The 18982-nt window shown below is 68.9% G+C and carries 19 protein-coding genes and 2 pseudogenes; 7 read left to right on the top strand and 14 right to left on the bottom strand.

Going from position 1 to position 18982, the window contains the following annotated elements:
• From ACFE7F_RS13805 to ACFE7F_RS13795, 3 genes are all read right to left on the bottom strand, one after another.
• On the bottom strand, positions 1 to 430 hold a 430-nt coding region (locus ACFE7F_RS13805; RefSeq protein WP_375404429.1), incomplete at its 3' end, for a CoA transferase subunit A.
• Positions 431 to 478: 48 nt separating this feature from the next.
• Positions 479 to 1144: an HAD-IA family hydrolase gene (locus ACFE7F_RS13800; RefSeq protein WP_375404428.1), complete on the bottom strand. Its 666-nt coding sequence runs from the start codon at positions 1142 to 1144 to the stop codon at positions 479 to 481.
• On the bottom strand, positions 1141 to 2061 hold the full coding sequence (locus ACFE7F_RS13795) for an SMP-30/gluconolactonase/LRE family protein (protein WP_375404427.1): 921 nt from the start codon (positions 2059 to 2061) through the stop codon (positions 1141 to 1143). Before ACFE7F_RS13795 ends, ACFE7F_RS13800 begins: the two co-directional genes overlap by 4 nt.
• 70 nt (positions 2062 to 2131) lie before the next feature.
• On the opposite strand from ACFE7F_RS13795, the gene ACFE7F_RS13790 reads away from it, so the two are divergent.
• Together ACFE7F_RS13790 and ACFE7F_RS13785 are read left to right on the top strand one after the other, a co-directional pair.
• Complete coding sequence (locus ACFE7F_RS13790) at positions 2132 to 3568, top strand: NAD-dependent succinate-semialdehyde dehydrogenase (RefSeq protein WP_375404426.1); 1437 nt, start codon at positions 2132 to 2134, stop codon at positions 3566 to 3568.
• On the top strand, positions 3565 to 5199 hold the full coding sequence (locus ACFE7F_RS13785) for a thiamine pyrophosphate-binding protein (RefSeq protein WP_375404425.1): 1635 nt from the start codon (positions 3565 to 3567) through the stop codon (positions 5197 to 5199). The genes ACFE7F_RS13790 and ACFE7F_RS13785 overlap by 4 nt, the downstream gene beginning before the upstream one ends.
• Positions 5200 to 5217: 18 nt before the next feature.
• Here ACFE7F_RS13785 and ACFE7F_RS13780 read toward each other — a convergent pair whose 3' ends face one another.
• The 8 genes from ACFE7F_RS13780 to ACFE7F_RS13745 form a co-directional block, all read right to left on the bottom strand.
• Positions 5218 to 5430 (bottom strand): hypothetical protein, encoded by a 213-nt coding sequence (locus ACFE7F_RS13780; RefSeq protein WP_375404424.1) that lies wholly within the window; start codon positions 5428 to 5430, stop codon positions 5218 to 5220.
• Between the two features lie 48 nt (positions 5431 to 5478).
• Positions 5479 to 6477, bottom strand: a complete 999-nt coding sequence (locus ACFE7F_RS13775; protein ID WP_375404423.1) for a UDP-glucuronic acid decarboxylase family protein — start codon at positions 6475 to 6477, stop codon at positions 5479 to 5481.
• Between the two features lie 26 nt (positions 6478 to 6503).
• A complete protein-coding gene (locus ACFE7F_RS13770) occupies positions 6504 to 7580 on the bottom strand; it encodes a glycosyltransferase (RefSeq protein ID WP_375404422.1) in 1077 nt (358 codons plus the stop codon).
• Positions 7577 to 8665, bottom strand: a complete 1089-nt coding sequence (locus tag ACFE7F_RS13765) for a glycosyltransferase (protein ID WP_375404421.1) — start codon at positions 8663 to 8665, stop codon at positions 7577 to 7579. Before ACFE7F_RS13765 ends, ACFE7F_RS13770 begins: the two co-directional genes overlap by 4 nt.
• The gene (locus ACFE7F_RS13760; protein ID WP_375404420.1) at positions 8662 to 9768 is read right to left on the bottom strand and encodes a glycosyltransferase; all 1107 of its coding nucleotides are present in this window, start codon (positions 9766 to 9768) and stop codon (positions 8662 to 8664) included. Before ACFE7F_RS13760 ends, ACFE7F_RS13765 begins: the two co-directional genes overlap by 4 nt.
• The gene (locus tag ACFE7F_RS13755) at positions 9765 to 10955 is read right to left on the bottom strand and encodes a glycosyltransferase family 4 protein (RefSeq protein ID WP_375404419.1); all 1191 of its coding nucleotides are present in this window, start codon (positions 10953 to 10955) and stop codon (positions 9765 to 9767) included. The genes ACFE7F_RS13760 and ACFE7F_RS13755 overlap by 4 nt, the downstream gene beginning before the upstream one ends.
• A 2-nt stretch (positions 10956 to 10957) precedes the next feature.
• The gene (locus ACFE7F_RS13750; RefSeq protein WP_375404418.1) at positions 10958 to 12025 is read right to left on the bottom strand and encodes an SDR family NAD(P)-dependent oxidoreductase; all 1068 of its coding nucleotides are present in this window, start codon (positions 12023 to 12025) and stop codon (positions 10958 to 10960) included.
• A 130-nt stretch (positions 12026 to 12155) separates the two neighbouring features.
• Positions 12156 to 13271 carry an NAD-dependent epimerase/dehydratase family protein gene (locus ACFE7F_RS13745; RefSeq protein ID WP_375404417.1) on the bottom strand — a complete coding sequence of 372 codons (1116 nt, stop codon included), beginning with the start codon at positions 13269 to 13271 and terminating at the stop codon, positions 12156 to 12158.
• A 212-nt stretch (positions 13272 to 13483) separates the two neighbouring features.
• Here ACFE7F_RS13745 and ACFE7F_RS13740 point away from each other — a divergent pair, with 212 nt between their 5' ends.
• Genes ACFE7F_RS13740 through ACFE7F_RS13730 form a run of 3 tightly spaced genes read left to right on the top strand, consistent with a single transcriptional unit; the run spans position 13484 to position 15793 of the window.
• Positions 13484 to 14101 (top strand): histidine phosphatase family protein, encoded by a 618-nt coding sequence (locus tag ACFE7F_RS13740; protein ID WP_375404416.1) that lies wholly within the window; start codon positions 13484 to 13486, stop codon positions 14099 to 14101.
• The gene (locus ACFE7F_RS13735) at positions 14079 to 14879 is read left to right on the top strand and encodes a TIGR04290 family methyltransferase (protein ID WP_375404415.1); all 801 of its coding nucleotides are present in this window, start codon (positions 14079 to 14081) and stop codon (positions 14877 to 14879) included. The genes ACFE7F_RS13740 and ACFE7F_RS13735 overlap by 23 nt, the downstream gene beginning before the upstream one ends.
• Positions 14876 to 15793 (top strand): glycosyl hydrolase, encoded by a 918-nt coding sequence (locus tag ACFE7F_RS13730; protein ID WP_375404414.1) that lies wholly within the window; start codon positions 14876 to 14878, stop codon positions 15791 to 15793. The genes ACFE7F_RS13735 and ACFE7F_RS13730 overlap by 4 nt, the downstream gene beginning before the upstream one ends.
• 4 nt (positions 15794 to 15797) lie before the next feature.
• Here the strand turns inward: ACFE7F_RS13730 and ACFE7F_RS13725 are convergent, their stop codons facing one another.
• The gene (locus tag ACFE7F_RS13725) at positions 15798 to 16313 is read right to left on the bottom strand and encodes a DUF1003 domain-containing protein (RefSeq protein WP_375404413.1); all 516 of its coding nucleotides are present in this window, start codon (positions 16311 to 16313) and stop codon (positions 15798 to 15800) included.
• Positions 16314 to 16375: 62 nt separating this feature from the next.
• On the opposite strand from ACFE7F_RS13725, the gene ACFE7F_RS13720 reads away from it, so the two are divergent.
• Both ACFE7F_RS13720 and ACFE7F_RS13715 read left to right on the top strand, forming a co-directional pair.
• Positions 16376 to 17341, top strand: coding sequence for a zinc-binding dehydrogenase (locus tag ACFE7F_RS13720; RefSeq protein ID WP_375404412.1), 966 nt, complete (start codon positions 16376 to 16378; stop codon positions 17339 to 17341).
• 118 nt (positions 17342 to 17459) lie between these two features.
• Positions 17460 to 18452 (top strand): Gfo/Idh/MocA family protein, encoded by a 993-nt coding sequence (locus ACFE7F_RS13715; protein ID WP_375404411.1) that lies wholly within the window; start codon positions 17460 to 17462, stop codon positions 18450 to 18452.
• A gap of 36 nt (positions 18453 to 18488) precedes the next feature.
• Here ACFE7F_RS13715 and ACFE7F_RS13710 read toward each other — a convergent pair.
• Positions 18489 to 18740, bottom strand: a pseudogene (locus ACFE7F_RS13710) (alpha/beta hydrolase-fold protein); the annotation flags it as partial.
• A 150-nt stretch (positions 18741 to 18890) separates the two neighbouring features.
• Positions 18891 to 18982 (bottom strand): annotated as a pseudogene (locus tag ACFE7F_RS13705) (alcohol dehydrogenase); the annotation flags it as partial.

Raw genomic sequence — 18982 nt, 5'->3', positions numbered from 1 at the left:
GGATGTAGTCCTCGCCGTCAAAGACCATCACCTCCTTGCCCTCGGCGACGAGCGTACCGACGCCGGTCCTGGTGTAGAAGCCGGGGATGCCAGCACCTCCCGCACGGCAGCGTTCCGCGAGCGTGCCCTGCGGGCAGAACTCGACCTCGAGCTCTCCGGACAGGTACTGGCGCTCGAACTCCCTGTTCTCGCCGACATAGGAGGAGATCATCTTGGCGACCTGGCGGGTGCGGAGCAGCTTGCCCAAGCCCTCGCCGTCGACCCCCGCATTGTTGGAGGCGATCGTCAGGTCCTTGACCCCGCTCGCCCCGATCGCGTCGATCAGCCGTTCGGGAATGCCACATAGGCCGAATCCGCCCGCGCAGATCATCATGCCGTCACGGAGCAGGCCGTCGAGCGCAGCGGTCGCGTCGGGGTAGAGCTTGTTCATGGGCGAGCCTCCTATGGCGGCGGGGTTAGCGACCGAGCAAGCGGCGGGTCAAGCCGAGCCCGAAAACGCGCCCGCCGCCAGGCCCAGCGCTCGCCCAAGCTCCGCCAGCGCCTGGTGCTCGTCCGCGACCTTGATCGCCGTCATGCCCATCGCTGCGGCGGGTTTGCAGTTGATGCCCAGGTCGTCGAGATAGACGCAATCGGACGGGTTCACTCCCAGCGTGTCGGTCATCATGGCGTAGATACGAGGGTCGGGCTTGCGAACGCCGACCTTGGAGCTCTCGATCACCCGGTCGAAGCGGGCGAGGATCGCGGCGATCCCGGCCGCGCGCTCCGCCGTGAGCGCCATGCCCGCCCCCTGCCCGGTCGGCACGTTGTTGGTGATGCAGCCGAGCCTGTACCCGTCCGCCTTTAGCCGATCGATCGCGGCGACCATGCCCGGACGTACATCGCCGGCCAACAGCGCGAGCACGTCCGCGCCGCGCAGCTCGTGGCCGAGCGCCCTCGCCTCCTCCGCGAACAGCCGGTCGAAGGCCGCGGAGTCGATCTCCGCGCGCTCGAACCGCGCCCATGCATTTCCGTCCGGATCGGCGGCGTTAATGCGGCGGACCAGCCCTCGCGGCAACCCGCGCTCGATCTCCATGCGCTCGAACGCTTCGAACGGCGAGGTCGTGACTACGCCGCCGAAGTCGAAGATGACGGCGCGGATCGTCATTGGTGGGCAAGCCGGAGGCCGGGGCGCGGCCAGCGACACTTCACCAAACGGCCCGTGCCCGACAGGGTGATGTAGGCATCGCGCATGTCCTCGCCGCCCCAGCAGATGTTGGTGGTGAACGGGTCGTCGGTCGGCACGAACTCGACCAGCTCGCCTTCGGGCGAAACGACGCTGATCCCGCATTCGCCGATGGTGGCGATACAGATGTTACCGCACTCCTCGACACCTAGTGAGTCGAAGAATTTGTACCCGCCCGGGCGGTAGAGCGGGATGCCGGGGCCGCCCGGGCCGGCGATTTCGTCCACCTTCCCGGGGCCGGTCACGTCATAGGCGGTCAGGCGGCAGGTGAAGGTCTCGGCGGCGTAGAGGCGGCGTCCGTCGGGCGAGAGACCGACACCGTTGGGGTTCTCCGACGGGAAGATCACCTCGCGAAGCGCGCTGCCATCCGCCATCGCGTAGAAGATGCCGGTTACGTCGCGCTCCCGCTCGCGCGTCTTGCCGTGGTCGGTAAACCAGAAACCGCCGAAGCCGTCGAAGACGAGGTCGTTGGGGCCGCGCAGGCTGCAGCCGAAATCGCCGTCCTTGTAGAGCGTCTCCACCGCGCCGGTCGCGATGTCGATCCGCTCGATCCGGCCTCCGGAATAATCATGCGGTTGGCCGCGCGGAATCAGCAGGCCGCTCGGGTGCTCCAGATAGTCGAAACCGCCGTTGTTGCAGCAATAGAACTTGCCGTCCGGACCGACGGCCAAGCCGTTGGGACCGCCGCCCGGCTCCGCAACGGTCTCGGTCGAACCGTCGGGGCGGACGCGGGTGATGCGGCCCGCCTCGATCTCGACCAGGATCACGCTCCCGTCGGGCGTCGCGACTGGGCCTTCGGGGAAGCGCAATCCGCTCGCGACGGTTTCGAACTCGTACATGGCCCTCTCGCTCCCGCTCGCCTGGGTGGCTATGTGCGCCGGGACGGAGCCCCAAGCCAAGGATCAATCGATGCCAGCCACCGGATATTACGCCGACCTGCGCCTGCATATCGACGGCGCCTGGGCGGCGGGCGAAGGGCGCGACACGGGGCCGGTGTTCGACCCTGCGACCGGTGCCGAGATCGCCGCGGTTCCATTAGCGAACGCGGCCGACCTCGATGCGGCGCTGGAAGCGGCGGAGCGCGGCTTCAAGCTCTGGCGTGCGACGGACGTCGAGGCGCGGGGCACGATCCTGCGGCGCGCGGCGCAGTTGATGCGCGAGCGGACGGAAGCGATCGCGGCTCTATTAACGCGCGAACAGGGCAAGGTGATCGCGGAGGCGCGGGCCGAGGTGGCGGGATCGGCGCAACTGTTCGATTGGTACGCCGAGGAGGCCAAGCGCGCTTATGGCCGCGTGCTGGTGCGGCCGACGGGGCAGCGGTCGATCGTCATCAGACAGCCGGTCGGGCCGGTCGCGGCGCTCAGCCCTTGGAACTTCCCGGTCTATCTGCTCGCCAAGAAGCTCGCGCCCGCGCTCGCGGCGGGGTGTTCGGTCATCGCCAAGCCGCCGGAGGAAACGCCGGGCTGCACGGGCGCGTTCTTCGCCTGCCTGATCGACGCCGGGCTGCCCGCGGGCGTTGCGCAACTGGTGTTCGGGGTACCCGACCATGTGTCGCGCCACCTCATCGCTTCGCCGGTGATCCGCAAGGTGAGCTTCACCGGGTCGGTACCCGTGGGCAAGCACCTGTTGAAGCTGGCGGCCGACGGCGTGAAACGGACGACGATGGAGCTGGGCGGGCACGCGCCGGTGCTGATCTTCGCCGACTGCGATCTGGAGAAGACACTGGACATGGTGGTCCCGCAGAAATTCCGGAATGCCGGCCAGGTTTGCGTGTCGCCCACGCGCTTCTATGTCGAAGAGGCGGTGTATAAGCCGTTCCTGCGCGGCTTCGCCGAGCGGGCGGCGAAGCTGCCGGTCGGCGACGGATTCGACCCGGCGACGCGAATGGGGCCGCTCGCGAACCGGCGTCGGCCCGATGCGATCGAGGCGCTGGTGAGCGATGCGACCGCCAACGGCGCGCGGACGCTGGCGGGCGGCGAGCGGATGGCGGACGGGTATTTCTTCCAACCCACGCTGCTCGCCGATGTGCCGGTCGATGCGGACATCATGTCGAACGAACCGTTCGGGCCGGTCGCGGTCACGCGGTCGTTCGCCGACATGGACGAGGCGATCGAACAAGCGAACCGCCTACCTTACGGTCTGGCGGCGTTCGCCTTCACGGAGAACGGGCGGCGCGCGAACATGCTCGGCGACGCGATCGAGGCGGGGATGGTCGGGATCAACAGCTTCGCCATCTCGGTCGCCGACGCGCCGTTCGGGGGCGTGAAGCAATCCGGCTTCGGCAGCGAGGGCGGGAGCGAGGGGCTCGACAGCTATCTCGTCACCAAAGCGATCCACCAAGCATGAGGATCGGCGGCCGTGTCCTCGTCGACCAACTCGTCGCGCAAGGCTGCGAGCGGATCTTCACCGTGCCGGGAGAGAGCTTCCTGGCGGTGCTCGACGCGCTCCACGACACGCCCGCGATCGATCTGGTCGTATGCCGACAGGAGGGCGGGGTCGCGTTCATGGCTTGCGCCGACGGGACGCTGACGGGGCGGCCGGGCGTCGCCTTCGTGACGCGAGGGCCGGGCGCGACCAACGCGTCGATCGGAGTGCATGTCGCGCGGCAGGACAGCCGGCCGATGATACTGTTCATCGGCGACGTCGACCGCGGCACGCGCGACCGGGAGGCATTCCAGGAGATCGACTTCCAGGAGATGTTCGCACCCATCGCGAAATGGGCGGCGCGGATCGACGATGCTCGGCGGATACCGGAATATGTGGCGCGGGCGTACGCGACGGCGATGAACGGCCGGCCGGGGCCGGTGGTGCTCGCGCTGCCGGAAGACATGCTGCTTGACGTGATTGAGGCGGTGGATCGGCCGCGCGTGGAGCGGGCCGTGCAAGCTTGCGACCCGGTCACGATGGGCGAGCTGGCCGGGATGATCGGCGCGGCGGAACGGCCGGTGGCGATCGTCGGCGGCGCGGGGTGGAACGTCGACGCGGCGCGCGACTTCGCGCACTGGGCCGAGCGGTCGGGGATCCCAGTCGCGGCGGCGTTCCGGCGTCAGGACGCGGTTGCGAACGGCTGTCCGGTGTGGGCGGGTAATCTCGGATACGGCCCGAACCCGAAGCTCGTCGAACGGGTACGCGCGGCGGACCTGGTGCTCGTGGTAGGGCCGCGGCTGGGCGAGGCGACGACCGACGGCTATCAGCTGATCACGCCGGATCATCCGAGCCAACTGCTGGTCCATGTGCATCCCGATCCGGAGGAGCTCGGGAGCGCGTACCGAGCGGATCTGGCGATCTGCGCGGGGATGGCCGAATTCGCCGACGCGGTGCTCGAGATCGACGTGCCGCCCTTCTCCGCGGGCGCGGAGGCGCATGACGAGTGGACCGCATGGTCGACCCCGACCCTGCGCGATCTGACGATGGACCTCGGCCCTTGTGTCGCCGCGATGCGGGAGCGCCTGCCGACGAATACGATCATCTGTAACGGCGCGGGCAACTTCTCGGGCTGGTGGCACCGCTATTGGCGGTATGGCGGACCTGGCTGCCAGCTCGCGCCGACGGCGGGGGCGATGGGGTACGGCGTCCCGGCGGCCGTCGCGGCGGCGCTCCGGCATCCGGAGCGGTGCGTGGTCGCGCTGGCAGGCGACGGCGATTTCCTGATGAACGGGCAGGAGCTGGCGACCGCCGTGCAGTACGGCGCATCGATGCTGGTGCTGGTGATCGACAACTGCGCGTACGGCACGATCCGCATGCACCAGGAACGCGAGTTCCCCGGCCGCGTGACGGCGACGGCGCTACGCAACCCGGACTTCGCCGCGCTCGCTCGCGCCTACGGCTGCTGGGCCGAGACGGTGGAGCGGACCGAGGAGTTCGCCCCCGCGCTCGACCGTGCGATGGCGGAGCCGGGCGTGCGGCTGCTCCATATCAAGACCGATGTGGAGGCGATCACCGCGGGCACGACGCTGAGCGCGATCAAGGCGCGCTAGCGTCGAGCCCGACCCCGATCAGAGATCGATCGGTGCGGCGGGGGTGGTCGAGTCGATCTCGCCGCGTCCACCCTCACCCACTTTGCCGCTTGGCTTCTGTGCTGTTCCGATCGCGTCGTCCTCGCCCGGGATGCGGGCCGGCTCGTGATGGCCGCCAGCCACCTTATGCTCGTCGAGCGTGGGATCCAGGTTGTTGTTGGTCGCCTTGCCGTTGCCGCTGTTCTCTTTCATGCTTCAACTCCTTCGCGGGTTCGAACGCACGGACGGCGGGCGTGATCCTCACTCGGCGGCAACCGCTTCCCGTACGACGCCGAGTTCCTCCGCGAACCACGCACAGGTTTTGGCGAGCCCCTCGTCCAGCGACACGCGCGGGTTCCAACCGAGCAGGTGTCGCGCCCGGGTGATATCGGGCCGACGTCGCCGTGGATCGTCCTGGGGCAACGGTTCGAAGACGAGCGCGTTGCGGGTGCCGGTCATCGCGACGACGCGGTCGGCGAGGTCGCGCACGGTGAGCTCGCTCGGGTTGCCCAGATTGATCGGCTGAAACGGGTCGATGTCGCTCTCCATCAGGCGGATCAGCCCGTCGACCAGGTCTGACACATAGCAGAAGGAGCGCGTCTGGCTGCCGTCGCCATAAATGGTGATCGGGCGGTCGGACAGCGCCTGGCAGATCAGGTTCGACACCACGCGGCCGTCGTCGGGATGCATGTTCGGGCCGTAGGTGTTGAAGATGCGCGCGACCCGCACCTCCGCCCGGTTCATGCGCGCATAGTCGAAGGTGAGCGCCTCGGCGGCGCGCTTGCCCTCGTCGTAGCAGGCGCGAGGTCCCGTGCAGCTGGTCCAGCCGCGATATTCCTCTACCTGCGGGTGGACCTCGGGATCGCCATACACCTCGCTGGTCGAGGTGAGGAGGAACCGCGCGCCGGCCTTTTCCGCCAGCCGAAGCAGGTGGTGGGTGCCAACCACATTGGTGAGCATCGTGTGCTCGGGGTCGACCTGGTATTGCGGCGGCGAGGCGGGACAGGCGAGATTATAGATGCGGGTGATCCGGTGCGCCTCGTCGGTGACGGCTTGGGGCAACGGGGCGACGATGTCGGCCTCGACGAAGCGAAAGCCGAGCCGGCCTTCGAGCAGACGCAGGTTCGACGGGCGCGCGGTCTGGAGATTGTCCAGGCACAGCACCTGCCGCCCCTCCGACAGCAGGCGGAGCACGAGGTGAGAGCCGATGAACCCCGCACCGCCCGCGACCAGGATCAGCCCGTCGTCCGATCTCGCCATTCCATTCTCTCCCATATCCGTGTCCGTCATGCCACTTCCACGTCGGCTGGTCGCCTGAGCGTTGCGGCTTCGAGGAGGTGCCGCTCCAACTCCGCCGCGCGGTGCGTGGCGGTGTGGGCGGCGAGTGCGCGCGCCCTCGCCGCCTTGCCCAGCGCGGACGCGTCGGCGTCGTCGAGCGCGGCCGTTACATCGCCACCTCGGTGCGCAAGGATGATCTCGCGGCCCGGCTCGAACAGCGTGTCGAGGCCGTCCCATACATCCGAAATGATTGGAGTCCCGCAGGCGGCGGCCTCGAACAAGCGGACCGAGGGGGACCAGCCGGCGGCGGTCATGTCGGCGCGGGTGACGTTGAGTGTCCAGCGCGAGGCCGAGTAGAAGGCGGCGTGCTCCGACGGCGGCAGATGATCGATCCGCTCGACGTTGTCGGGCCATTCGATGTCGCCTGGATATTGCGGACCGGCGACCACGAAGCGGCGGTGCGGGTGCGCGCGAGCGGGTTCGAGGAGCAGGCGACCCAGCGTCGGCTGGCGATCGGGGCTGTAGGTGCCGAGATAGGATAGGTCCCACCGCTTGGGCACGTCGGCCGGGCGGTAGGCGTCGGCGTCGACCGAGCAATAGAGCGCGCGGGCGGCCGGGGAGCCGTACTCGCGCTCGATGCGGGCGAGGGTGGGGCCGCCGGTGAAGGAAAGATACAGGTCGTAGCTGGGGACGAGTTCGGGCGAGAGATACTCGAAGTCGCCGCGTGCGAGCTTGGCGAGGGTGACCGGGGTGTCGATATCGTAGAAGGCCGTAAGTCCGGCAGTTTCCTGGACGAAGTGGGCCACCGCCACCCCGTCGGGAACATAGGAGCCGACGATCACCGCGTCGGCTTCGGCGATCTCCGGCGTGAAGCGGGCGAGATCGTCCAAATCCGCGTAGAAGCACAGCGAGCACCAATCGGGGTCAGCAAGGTCGCGCTGTTTCGCATACCAGGGCACGTCGCGTTCGAGGAACAGCACCTCGTGCCCGCGCGCAGCAAAGGCTTTCAGGAGCGCGCGGTAGGTGGTCGCGTGGCCGTTGCCCCAGGATGAGGACAGTGACAGGCCGAGGACGACGAGCTTCATGCCGCCTCGCGCGTCCGGGCGAAATGATCCTGGAAAAGGGCGTGGACCTGCTCGCCGCGGAGCGCGTAGGTGTGTTCGGCGAGGACGCGCTTCAGCGCCGCCTGGCCGATCTGGCGGGCGCGGTCGGGGGTGAGCGCGGCTAGGTGGTCGGCGACATCCTGGCCGTCGCGGGCGACGAGGACTTCCTTGTCCGGGATCAGGAACTGCTCGATGCCTTCCCAGGCGTCGGTGATGAGGCAGGCGGCGGCGCCGGCGGCCTCGAATACGCGGGTGGCGGGGCTGAAGCCGATGTGCGCCATCGAGTCGCGGGCGACGTTCAGGACGGCGGCGGGGGTGCAGTTGAACGCGTTGTGCTCGGCCGTGTAGACGTGGCCGCGGTGGCGGACGTTGGCGGGCATGTGCTTGGTCTCCCAGCCGTTGCCGCCGATCAGGAAGCGGCGGTCGGCGAGGCTGGCGGCGGCGCGGAGGAAGAATTCTTCGACGCGAGCTTCGCGGTCGGGGAGGCGGTTGCCGAGGAAGGCCAGGTCGCAGGCGAAGCGGTCGTCGGGGGCGACCGGGTGATGGGTCTCCGGATCGAGCGCGTTGTAGACGGGGACGCAAGCGGCTGCGCCGAAGCCGGTATAGGCGTTCACGACGGGCGGGCCGCCGCCGTAGGTCAGGACCATGTCGAGATCGGGCAGCGCGGCGGTGACGGGGTGGCCGGGGTCGCTCCGCATCTCGTCGAGGGTGGCGGCGGCGTCGACGTCCCAGAAGATCTTGAGCGCATGCGGGGCGGCGTGGGCGACGATGCCCGCGATCAGCTCGCGGTCGAATACGCCGACCCCGCTCGCCTTGACGACGATGTCGGCGCGCGGCGCTTCGGCGAGGACCGATCGGAGGCCGTCGGCAGTCGCGGGGTAGACGACGACCTTGGCGTAGGGCGGCGGGTCGATGTCGCGGTGCTGTTGGCGGTCGAAGGCGTCGGGTTCGTAGAAGGTGATGTCGTAGCCGTGGCCAGCCAGCGCGCGGAGGATGCCGCGATAGTAGGTGGCGGCTCCGTTCCAGTAGGAGGAGAGCAGGCTGGAGCCGTAGAAGGCGATCTTCATGCGGCGGTCCTTTGGGTCTGGTCGAGCCTGGCGACGACGGCGAGCAGCTCGGCGGCGCGGTGGGCGCAGGTGTGGCGGGCGCGGACCGTCTCCAGGCCGCTCGCGGCGAGGCTCGCGCGGAGGGCGGGATCGTCCCGAAGTTGGTGAAGGTGCCGCGAAACGTCCTCTCCATTCTGCGCGACGAGAAAGTCGTGACGGGACCGAAACAATCCTTCGCTGTCGGACCAAGGCGCTGATATCAGTGGTATTCCGCAGGCGAGCGCTTCGAAGACGCGGATGGTGGGGATGCCGGGGAGGATCGTCGCGTAGTAGCGGCGGGGGACGTGGATCGTGGCCAAGTGACGGGCGAAGATTTCGGGTGCGCGAGCGTTGGGCGCCCAGCCGTGATAATGCGCGCCGTGGCTTGCGAGCATCGCGCGCGCCTCGTCGGGGTAGCGGACGCCGTATATGTCGAGCGGCAGGCCGGCCTGCGCGGCGGGGGCGAGGAGGAAACGTTCGAGTTCGGCGGTGCGTTCGCCGTCCCCCCAATTGCCGATCCAGACCAGGCCTTCGCGGTCTTGCTCGACGGCGGGCGGGTGGAAGAGGCGGGTGTCGGCGGCTTCGTGCCAGGTCCAGACGCGGCCGCCCCAGCCCCAGCGGCGGTATACTTCCGACAGCGCTTCGCCGAACGCAAGGACGCCGTCATAGCCGGAAAGGTCGAAGGCGCGGATCGCTTCGGGGTCGCTGACCGCGCGGTGGTGGGTGTCGTGGAACAGGAGCGTGAACCGCCCTCCCCTCGCGCGGAGGCGGCCAATCTCGGCGACGAGCGCGGGCTCGTTCCATTCGTGGACGATGACGACATCGGCGTCGTCGATCAGCTGGTCGGGAGGGGTGTCGGGGGCGAACCCGGTCGAGGTCAGCTCGGGATAGGCTGCGCGGTAGGCGTCGAGCCCGGCCTCGCCCGCGTCGGACAGGAGGTTGGCGAGGCTCCAGTTCCCCTCCGGCTCGTAGGCGCGGACATCGTGGCCGAGCGCGATCAACTCGCGGAGGACGCCGCGCAGGAAGTGGGCGTTGCCGTGATTCCAGCAGCTGGCGAGCGAGTGGGTGAAGTAAGCGATCTTCACGCTGCGGCCCTCCGCGCGGGGAGGAGGCGGGCGTAGAGCGCGGCCATCGCAGCGGCGGTCGCTTCGGGGGTATAGGGGGCGGCGCGGGCTTGGGCCGCTTGAGCCAGCGTTTCGCGGCGGGTGGGGTCGGCGAGCAGGGACTCGATAGCGGCGGCGATGGCGGCCTCGTCTTGGGGCGCGACGAAGACGGCCGCGCCGTCCCACAGCTCGCGGAAGGTCGGGATGTCGGATAGGACGAGCGCGCAACCGGCGGCGGCGGCTTCGAGCACGGCCAGGCCGAATGGTTCGAAGCTGGTGGCGGAGACGAAGATCGGGCGCTGGGCCATTTCGGCCGCGAGCGCTTCGGCGGAGAGGATGCCGAGGAGGTAAAGGTGGTCGGGGCGGACCGTCTCGCCGTGGGGGGCGGTTACGGGGCCGGCGGCGCGGATGGGTACGGACAGACGGGCGGCGGCGCGGTCGAGGACGGCGGTGTTCTTGACGCGGTCCCATAGGCGGCCGGCGGTCAGGGCGTGGGGGGCCGGTTCTCTGGACGGGCCCTCTCCCCAGAGGGAAGAGGGAGAAGAAGGACGGCCGTTGTGGATGGCTTGGGGGGTGGTTGGGAGAGCGTAGGTGCGTTGCAGGTCGGCTGCGAACGCGGCGCTGGGAGCGACGGTGGCGTTCGCGGCCAGGAGGCCGGCGCGCATCAGGTCGGCGTGCCAGCGATAGGCGGGGTCGGGCGCGGTGCCGTGGGCGGCGTTCCACCAGGTCGCGGTGCAGCCGTGGGCGACGGCGACGACAGGCGCGGGGAAGCGCGCGGCGGCGGCGAGCGTGGGGGAGTTGAGCTGGACGATGTCGGCGCGGAGGTCGCGGGCTAGGTCGGCGATGGCTTGGCCGGCGGCGAGGACGGGGGTGGGGTTGGTGCAGAGCCAGTCGAGGGGAAGGCCGGTGTGGATGATCTCTAGCTCCCTCTCCCCTGCGGGGAGAGGGTTGGGGAGAGGGGCTCTATCGGTGGAGGTTCGGCTCTCTGAACAGCCCCTCTCCCCGGCCCTCTCCCCAAAGGGGAGAGGGAGAAGAAGCTGATCCTCGGTTGGGGCGGGGCCGAGAGCGGCCAGCGGGGTCTCGATGCCGTGAGGCACGAGCGCTCGGGCTAGGTCCGTCGCATATTGCCAGACGCCGCCGACCGTGTCCGCCGTCATGAGGAGGCGCATCGTCACTCCGCCGCCACGCCCATGGGCGTGTTGAGGCGGCGCTCGGCGGCGAGCCAGCGGGCGAGTTCGGCTACGCCCTCGCGCCAGGCTACCTTGGGGGCGAGGTGCAGGTCGCGCTCGGCCGCGCGGGTGTCGGCGACGAAGTAGCGTTGGTCGCCCGCGCGCCAGTCGGCGAAGGTCAGGTCGACCTCGCGGCCGGTGAGGTCGCCGATGTGATGGAGGAGCCGGCGAAGCGACACGGCGTTGGCGGGACCGCCGCCCAGATTGTAGGCGCGGCCGCTCACCTCGGCGATGCGCCGCCAGGACTGGATGTAGGCGTCAACGGCGTTCGACACGTCGAGGATGTCGCGGACCTGGTGGCCGTCGCCGTACAGCGTGATCGGCTTGCCCTCGAGCGCACGGATCAGGAAGTGGGCGACCCAGCCCTGGTCCTCGGTCCCCATCTGGCCGCGACCGTAGATGCAGCTCATGCGGAGCACGGCGGTGGGGATGCCGAAACTGCGGGCGTAGTCGAGGACGTACTGGTCGGCCGCGCCCTTGGACACGCCATAGGGGGTGTGGAAGTCGAGCGGGCGCGCTTCGCCGACGCCGTGGTCGCGGATCTCGGGGTCGGTGGGGACGTAGGCTTCGTCCTCGAGCGCGAAGTCGAGGTCGGTGAGGTCGCCATACACCTTGTTGGTGGAGGCGAAGATGAGCGGGGTCGCGTCGCCCCGGGTTCGGAGAGCTTCGAGGACGTTCAGCGTACCGCCGATGTTGATCTCGAAATCGTCGCGCGGGTCGAGCATCGAGGTGGTGACGGCGACCTGCGCGGCGAGGTGGAATACGGCCTGGGCGTCGGCGACGGCGGAGGAAAGCCGGTCGCGGTCACGGATGTCGGCGACGACCAGTTCGACACGGTCGCCGTGGCGGCCGCGCAGCCAGTCGACGTTACGCTCGACGCCGTCGCGGGCGAGCGCGTCGTAGAGGCGGACGCGGTGGCCTTCGGACAGGAGCCGGTCGGCGAGGTTTGAGCCAATGAAGCCCGCGCCGCCGGTGATCAGGATGGGGGCGTCGAAAGAGGTGCCCGTCACGCGGAGCCCCCTCCCCCGTCATGCCGGACTTGTTCCGGCATCCATCGTTGTACGTACTCGGCCATTGCGGTGCGTGGACAACGATGGACCCCGGAACGAGTCCGGGGTGACGAAAAGGGTGTATGCGAACTCACGCGACCAGGCCCCGCGCTTCGAGCTCGGCGCGCATCTGTTCGACGCGGTCGGGGGCGGTTTGGACGGCGACCCATTCGGCCAGCTCGCTGAGGCCATCGCCGAAATCCTGGCGCGCGCGGAAGTCGAAGCGCTCGGCGGCGAGCGTGGTGTCGCAGAAACAGTGGCGGATATCGCCGATACGCGCCTTACCGACGACCTGCGGGGCGATATCGTTCTTGCCCATGGCACGGGCGAGTTCGGTCGCGACCTCGGTGACCGAGCGGTGGTGGCCGGAGCCGATATTGTACGTGCCGCCGGCCGCCTGCGGCAGGAACAGGGACTCGGCGAAGGCGCGGGCCACGTCGGTGACGTGGACGAAGTCGCGGCGCTGCTCGCCGTCCTCGAAGATCATCGGCTGCTGGCCGTTCAGGAGGCGCGAGGCGAAGATGGCGAGGACGCCGGTATATGGGTTCGAGAGCGCCTGGCCGGGGCCGTAGACGTTGAACAGGCGCAGGCACACGCTCTCCATGCCGTAAGGCGCGGCCATGATGTGCGTCGTGCGCTCCTGGACATATTTATTGAGCGCGTAGATCGAGGACAGGTTGGGACGCTTCCATTCGGGCGTGGCGACCGGCTCCAGCGGGCGACCGTGCGCATCGACGGGCTCCCAATCGGTCAGGCCGTCCTTGAGGCCGTGACGCTGGGCGTCCTGCACCAGCTCGCCGTCGGCGTCGCGGTAGAGGCCCTCGCCGTAGATCGACATGGAAGAGGCGGTGACGACGCGGCGGACGGGGTGGTCGATGAGCTTTTCGAACAGGACGGCGGTGCCGACGTCGTTGGTCGAGGTGTAACGCTCGACCTCGTACATCGACTGGCCCACCCCGACCTCGGCGGCGAGGTGGATCACCGAATCGACGCCGTCCAGCGCGCGAGCGACCGCGTCGCCGTCGCGGACGTCGGCGCGGATCAGCTCGGCCTCCGGATCGAGCAGCTTCGATCCGTCGACATGGCCGTGGACCTGGTCGATCAGGCTGTCGAGGACACGGACGCGGTGGCCTCGTGCAAGCAGTTCGGACGTGACGAAGCGGCCGATGAAGCCCGCGCCGCCGGTGACGAGGATCAGTTCGCTCATGCGCGCGACTCGACCGTACGCACGCGCTTAGCCTCGCATTTCAGCTTCGGTTGCGACATCCAGCCCCCTGTTCGATCGTCACGGCCCTGTAACCATGCAGCATCTTCTTTGTTCCTGTAAGTAGAAGCTTGCCGGACGCCAAGCCCGGAACCGGCGAGGGTTCCCGCGCGTCCCCTGCCCCGCGCCCGTGCGGTTTGGGCGAGGGAGAACGAGTGGCGGCGACACTGATCCTGGTGCGGCATGCGGCGCACGTGCATCTGGACGGGACGCTGTCGGGGCGGATGCCGGGCGTGCCGCTGAGCGACGAAGGCCGCGCGCAGGCGGCGCGGCTTGCCGCACGGCTGGCGGCGCAGGGGGTGGATGCGGTGCAGACGAGCCCGCTCGACCGGGCGCAGGCGACAGCAACGGCGATCGCGGACGCGGCGGGACTGACGGTCGGGACGAGCGACGGGTTGCAGGAGATCGACTTCGGCGCGTGGACCGGGCGGCGCTTCGACGCTCTCGCGAGCGATCCGGTTTGGGATGCGTGGAACGCGCACCGGGCGACCGCCCGCCCGCCCGGCGGCGAGGGCATGGTCGAGGCGCAGGCGCGGATCGTGGCGTATCTGGACGCGACCGCGCGCGAGCATGACGGCGGAACGGTCGTGCTGGTCAGCCACGCCGACATGATCCGCGCCGCGGTGTGTCATGTGCTCGGGCTGGAACTGGACAATCTGCTCCGGTTCGATATCGACCCCGCTTCGGCGACTACGCTGAGCTGGGGCGACGGCTGGGCGCGGGTGAACATATTGAATGACAGGGGGATTGATGGCGTCTGCGGCATTGCGTGACGAAGTGGAGGCGCTCGCTCCCTGGTTCCACAATATCGAGCTGGGCGACGGCGTGAGCACGGCACCCGACCATTTCCTGGGCGATTATCCGCGGTTCAAGTTCGACCGGTTCGCGGATGCGCTGCCTACCGATTTGGGCGGCAAGTCGGTGCTCGATATCGGGTGCAACGCGGGCTTCTACTCGGTGGAGATGGCGCGGCGCGGGGCGGCGCGGGTGCTCGGCATCGATGCGGACGAGCGGTATCTGGCGCAGGCCCGGCTGGTGACGCGCGAGCTGGGGTTTCAGGGTGTCGAGTTCGCGAAACTGGACGTGTACGATGTCGGCGCGCTGGGCGAGCGGTTCGACCTCGTGGTGTTCATGGGCGTGCTGTACCATTTGCGGCATCCGCTGCTCGCGTTGGATCTGATCCGCGAGCATGTGGCCGGTGACGCGATGCTGTTCCAGACGATGCAGCAAGGGTCGAAGGAAGAGATGACCGTGCCCGAGGACCATCCCTTTTACGAGCCGGAGACATTCACGCCGCCGCGCTATTTCGATGATCCCTCCTATCCCAAGATGCACTTCATCGAACGGCGCTTTTCCGGCGATTGGACGAATTGGTGGGCCCCCAACCGGGCGGGATCGGAGGCGATGCTGCGCAGCGCGGGCTTCACGGTCGAAGCACGGCCGGAGAACGACGTGTATCTATGCCGCGTCGCGCCGGTGCCCTACGGCGAGTGGGGGCCGATGGCGGCCTATCCGGCTAGAAGAGATAGTCCCGCGGGAGCGAAACGTTGATCGAAGCGGCGATGATCTGGAACGAGCCCAACAACAAGTCGCATTGGGACCCGGCGCTCGATCCCGACTGGTCGATCTTCGCGGATACGATCAAGCGAGCGGGCGCGGCGATCCGAGCGGCCAACCCGGCGGTGACGCGCGTGCTGGGCGGCATGTCGCCGATCGACGAGTCCTGGGTGCGGCGCATGGCCGGGCACGGGATGATGGATGCGGTCGACGTGATCGCGGTGCACGGTTTCCCGCTCGACTGGAACCTGTGGTCGATCCACGAATGGCCCGCCAAGATCGCCGAGATCGAGGCGGTGACCGACAAGCCGATCTGGGTGACCGAGGTCGGCGTCGGATCGTTCGGCGCGGAGGAGGTGCAGGTGTTCGGCGTCCAGAAGACCGCCGAGCTGCTGCTGGGGCGCGTGCCCCAGGTGTTCTGGTACTCGCTGTTCGACCTGCCGATGGAATGGGGCGCGACGACGCGGCACCGCGAGGCGGAGGGATCGAGTTACTACCGGCACTTCTATATGGGGCTGATCCGGCCGGACGGTACGCCGAAGCCCGCGCTCGACGAGTACGCCAAGGTCGCCGCCGAGATGGGGTTGATGCAGTGGTTTCATCATGAGGACCCGCGGCTGGACGACGCCGTGACCTGGATGCGGCGGCTGGGGACGCGGAAGCTGCGCACCGGGCTCAGCTGGGCCGACAGCTTCCGGCCGAACGCGACCGACTGGTTCGACCGGCAGATGGACGCGCTGGCGGAGTTCGACGTGACGCTGACCTTCTGTTTCACGCCGGAGCACCTGGGGGTCGAGCCGCATCACACTTCGCCGGCGCGTGAGCCGCAAGCCTTCGCGGATTTCTGCGGATGGGCGATCGATCGCTATGCGCCGGCGCGGGTCGCGCGGGCGACCGCCGCGGAGTGACGGGTCAGGCCTCCTCCTTGGCGCGCAGGGCATCGAGGACGCGTTCCGGGCTGACATCCTCCTGGATCTCGTCGAGATCGGGAGACCGCGCGGCCACGTCCAGATGCTCGGCGATCCGAGCGACCAACCCGGCGAGCTTGGACAGCTCGTGTTCGGCCAGGAGGTTGATGTGGAGGTCGAGATCGGCGCGGCGGTCGGCGGCCTCGGCCATGCGGTTCTGGCTGATGAGCACGAAGGTCGACAGGAAGATCGCCTCCACCGACGCGATCATGGCCAGCACCACGAAGCTTTCGTCGAAGGCGGGGATCGGCGTCCAGCCGAGGTTGATGACAATCCAGCCGCCGAACAGGACGAGGTGGATGACGACGAACAGCATCGATCCGGTGAAGCCGGTCACGCGATCGGCGATCCGGTCGCTGATCGAAGCGTCGCGTTTCTCCTCGCGGCGGCGGCGCGTCAGGCGGTCGATATTTTCGGCCAGCGTCTCGGTCATTCCCGGCGGCGTGCGCTCGTCCGTCATCCGTTGCTCCCCATCGTTCCTGTTCCCGCTTGAACGCGGCGCCCCGCGAAAAGGTCACTGAGTTGAACACCACCATGCGCGCCGCCGTGCTGGACGCGGCCGCCACGATCCGCATCGCCTCGGTCGCCACGCCGGAGCCCGGCCCGGGAGAGGTCCGCATCCGGCTGGAGGGATGCGGTGTGTGCGCGTCCAACGTCGAGCCGTGGGAAGGACAGCCCTGGTCGAGCTTCCCGGGCGAGCCGGGCGGGATGGGCCATGAGAGCTGGGGCGTGGTGGACGCGGTCGGCGACGGCGTGACCGGGCTCACGGCCGGCGACCGCGTGGCGGCGTTGGCGGGGCGCAGCTACGCGGAATACGATATCGCGCGCGCCGACATGACGGTGCGCCTGCCCGCCGAACTGACGGGGCTGCCCTTTCCGGGCGAGCCGATCGGGTGCGCGATGAACATCTTCCGCAGGTCGGACGTGCGCGCCGGGCAGACGGTGGCTATCGTCGGGATCGGTTTCCTGGGCGCTATCCTGTGCCGGCTGGCCGCGGATGCGGGCGCGCGGGTGGTGGCGATCTCGCGGCGGGAGTCATCGCTAGCGCTGGCGCGGGCATACGGCGCAGCGGAGACGATCCCGATGCACGATCATGGCGCGATCATCGGCCGGGTGATGGAGCTGACCGGCGGACGCGGGTGCGAGCGGGTGATCGAGGCGGTCGGCAAGCAATGGCCGCTCGACCTGGCGGGCGAGCTGGTCGCGGAAGGCGGGCGGCTGGTGATCGCGGGCTACCACCAGGACGGGCCGCGACAGGTGTCGATGCAGATGTGGAACTGGAAGGGGATCGATGTCGTGAACGCGCATGAGCGCGATCCGGCGGTGCAGATGCGGGGGTTGCGCGAGGCGGTCGAGGCGGTGGCGTCGGGGCGGCTCGACCCGGCGGCGTTGTACACGCATCGCTATCCGCTGGAGCGGCTGGGCGAGGCGCTGGCAGCGACGCGGGACAAGCCGGAGGGGTTCGTGAAGGCGCTGATCGAGTATTGAGCAGGCTCCCTCTCCCCTCTGGGGAGAGGGTTGGGGAGAGGGGCTGTACGGAGGACGGGCGGCGTATTGCACAGCCCCTCTCCCCGGCCCTCTCCCCGCAAGCGGGGAGAGGGAGAAGATGAAGAAACCTCGTGTCGGTTTTCTGGGGGTCGGCTGGATCGGGCGGAGCCGGATGGAGGCGATGCTCGCAACCAACCTGATCGACGCGGCGGCGATCGCCGATCCCTCGGCCGAGATGGTGGCGGAGGCGTCCAAGCTCGCGCCGGGTGTGGCGGTGGTCGACGGGCTAGAGGCGATGTTGGCGATGGGGCTCGACGGGGTGGTGATCGCGACGCCGTCGGCGCTGCACGCGGCGCAGTCGATCCGGGCGTTGGAGGCTGGTGTCGCGGTATTCTGCCAGAAGCCGCTCGGGCGCGATGCTGCGGAGGCGCGCGCCGTCGTAGATGCGGCGCGGGCGGCGGACCGGCTGCTCGCGGTGGATTTCTCCTACCGGCATACGGCGGGGATGGCGGCGATCGCCGAACTGGTGCGCTCGGGTGAGCTCGGGCGGGTGTTCGCGGTCGATCTGGTCTTTCACAACGCCTACGGGCCGGACAAGCCGTGGTTCTACGACCGGGTGCGGTCGGGCGGCGGGTGCGTGATGGATCTGGGCGTCCATCTCGTCGACCTGGCGATGTGGTGCCTGGGCGCGGACGCGGCGAGCGATGTTCATGCCCAGCTGTTTGCGGGGGGTGCGCCGCTGTCGGGCGAGGCGGTCGAGGATTATGCGGTGGCGCAGATGACGACCGGCGGCGCGGCGGTTCGGCTCGCCTGTTCGTGGCGGCTGCAGGCCGGCGTGGATGCGGAGATCGGGGCGACCTTCTACGGGACGGAGGGCGGTGCGGGGTTCCGCAATGTCGGCGGATCGTTCTACGATTTCGAAGCGACCCGGTTTCGCGGAACGACGCGCGAGCCGCTGGCAGGTCCGCCCGACGATTGGGGCGGCCGGGCGGCGGCGGATTGGGCGCGGCGGCTGGCCGAAGGAGCGCGGTTCGATCCGGCGGCGGAGGAGGTCGTTGCGGTAAGCCGGATGCTGGACCAAGTTTATGGGAACAAAGCCCCTCCTCTTTAGAGGCGATTATGCATTTTACAAACCCAACGTGATTGCGCGCGGGGACGTGTCGGGGGCGACGAAGATGATGCCGTGCTCGGCGCAGGCGGCGCGGTATTTGCCCTTGTCGGTGACGTTGGCGTGGGTGCAGGTCAGGCCGGACAGGAACCACAGGACCGGAAGCTTAGCGCCGGGGGCGTGGTCGGGGACGAAGACGGAGAAGGTCTTCGGCGTTCGGCAAGCGGTGGAACCGTGACGGTAGACGCCCTGGATGCCGCCATGCGCGCGGTTGGTGGATAGGATTTCCATTTCTGTTCCTTGAGCCCTCTCCCGCTTTCGCGGGAGAGGGAAAGACGCGGCGTTGCCGCGGCGAGGGTGAGGGGCGGGTCTCTCCGGAATAGGTTCGGCCCTCACCCTGGCGCTTCGCGCCTGTCCCTCTCCCGCGAAAGCGGGAGAGGGTTAGTACACCACGACGGATCTGATGCTCTCGCCCGCGTGCATCAGGTCGAATCCTTGGTTGATCTCGTCGAGCGCGAGGACGTGGGTGATCA

The organism is uncultured Sphingomonas sp. (genome assembly GCF_964235535.1).
Lineage (GTDB): Bacteria > Pseudomonadota > Alphaproteobacteria > Sphingomonadales > Sphingomonadaceae > Sphingomonas.
This window is presented reverse-complemented; position numbering and strand designations above follow the sequence as displayed.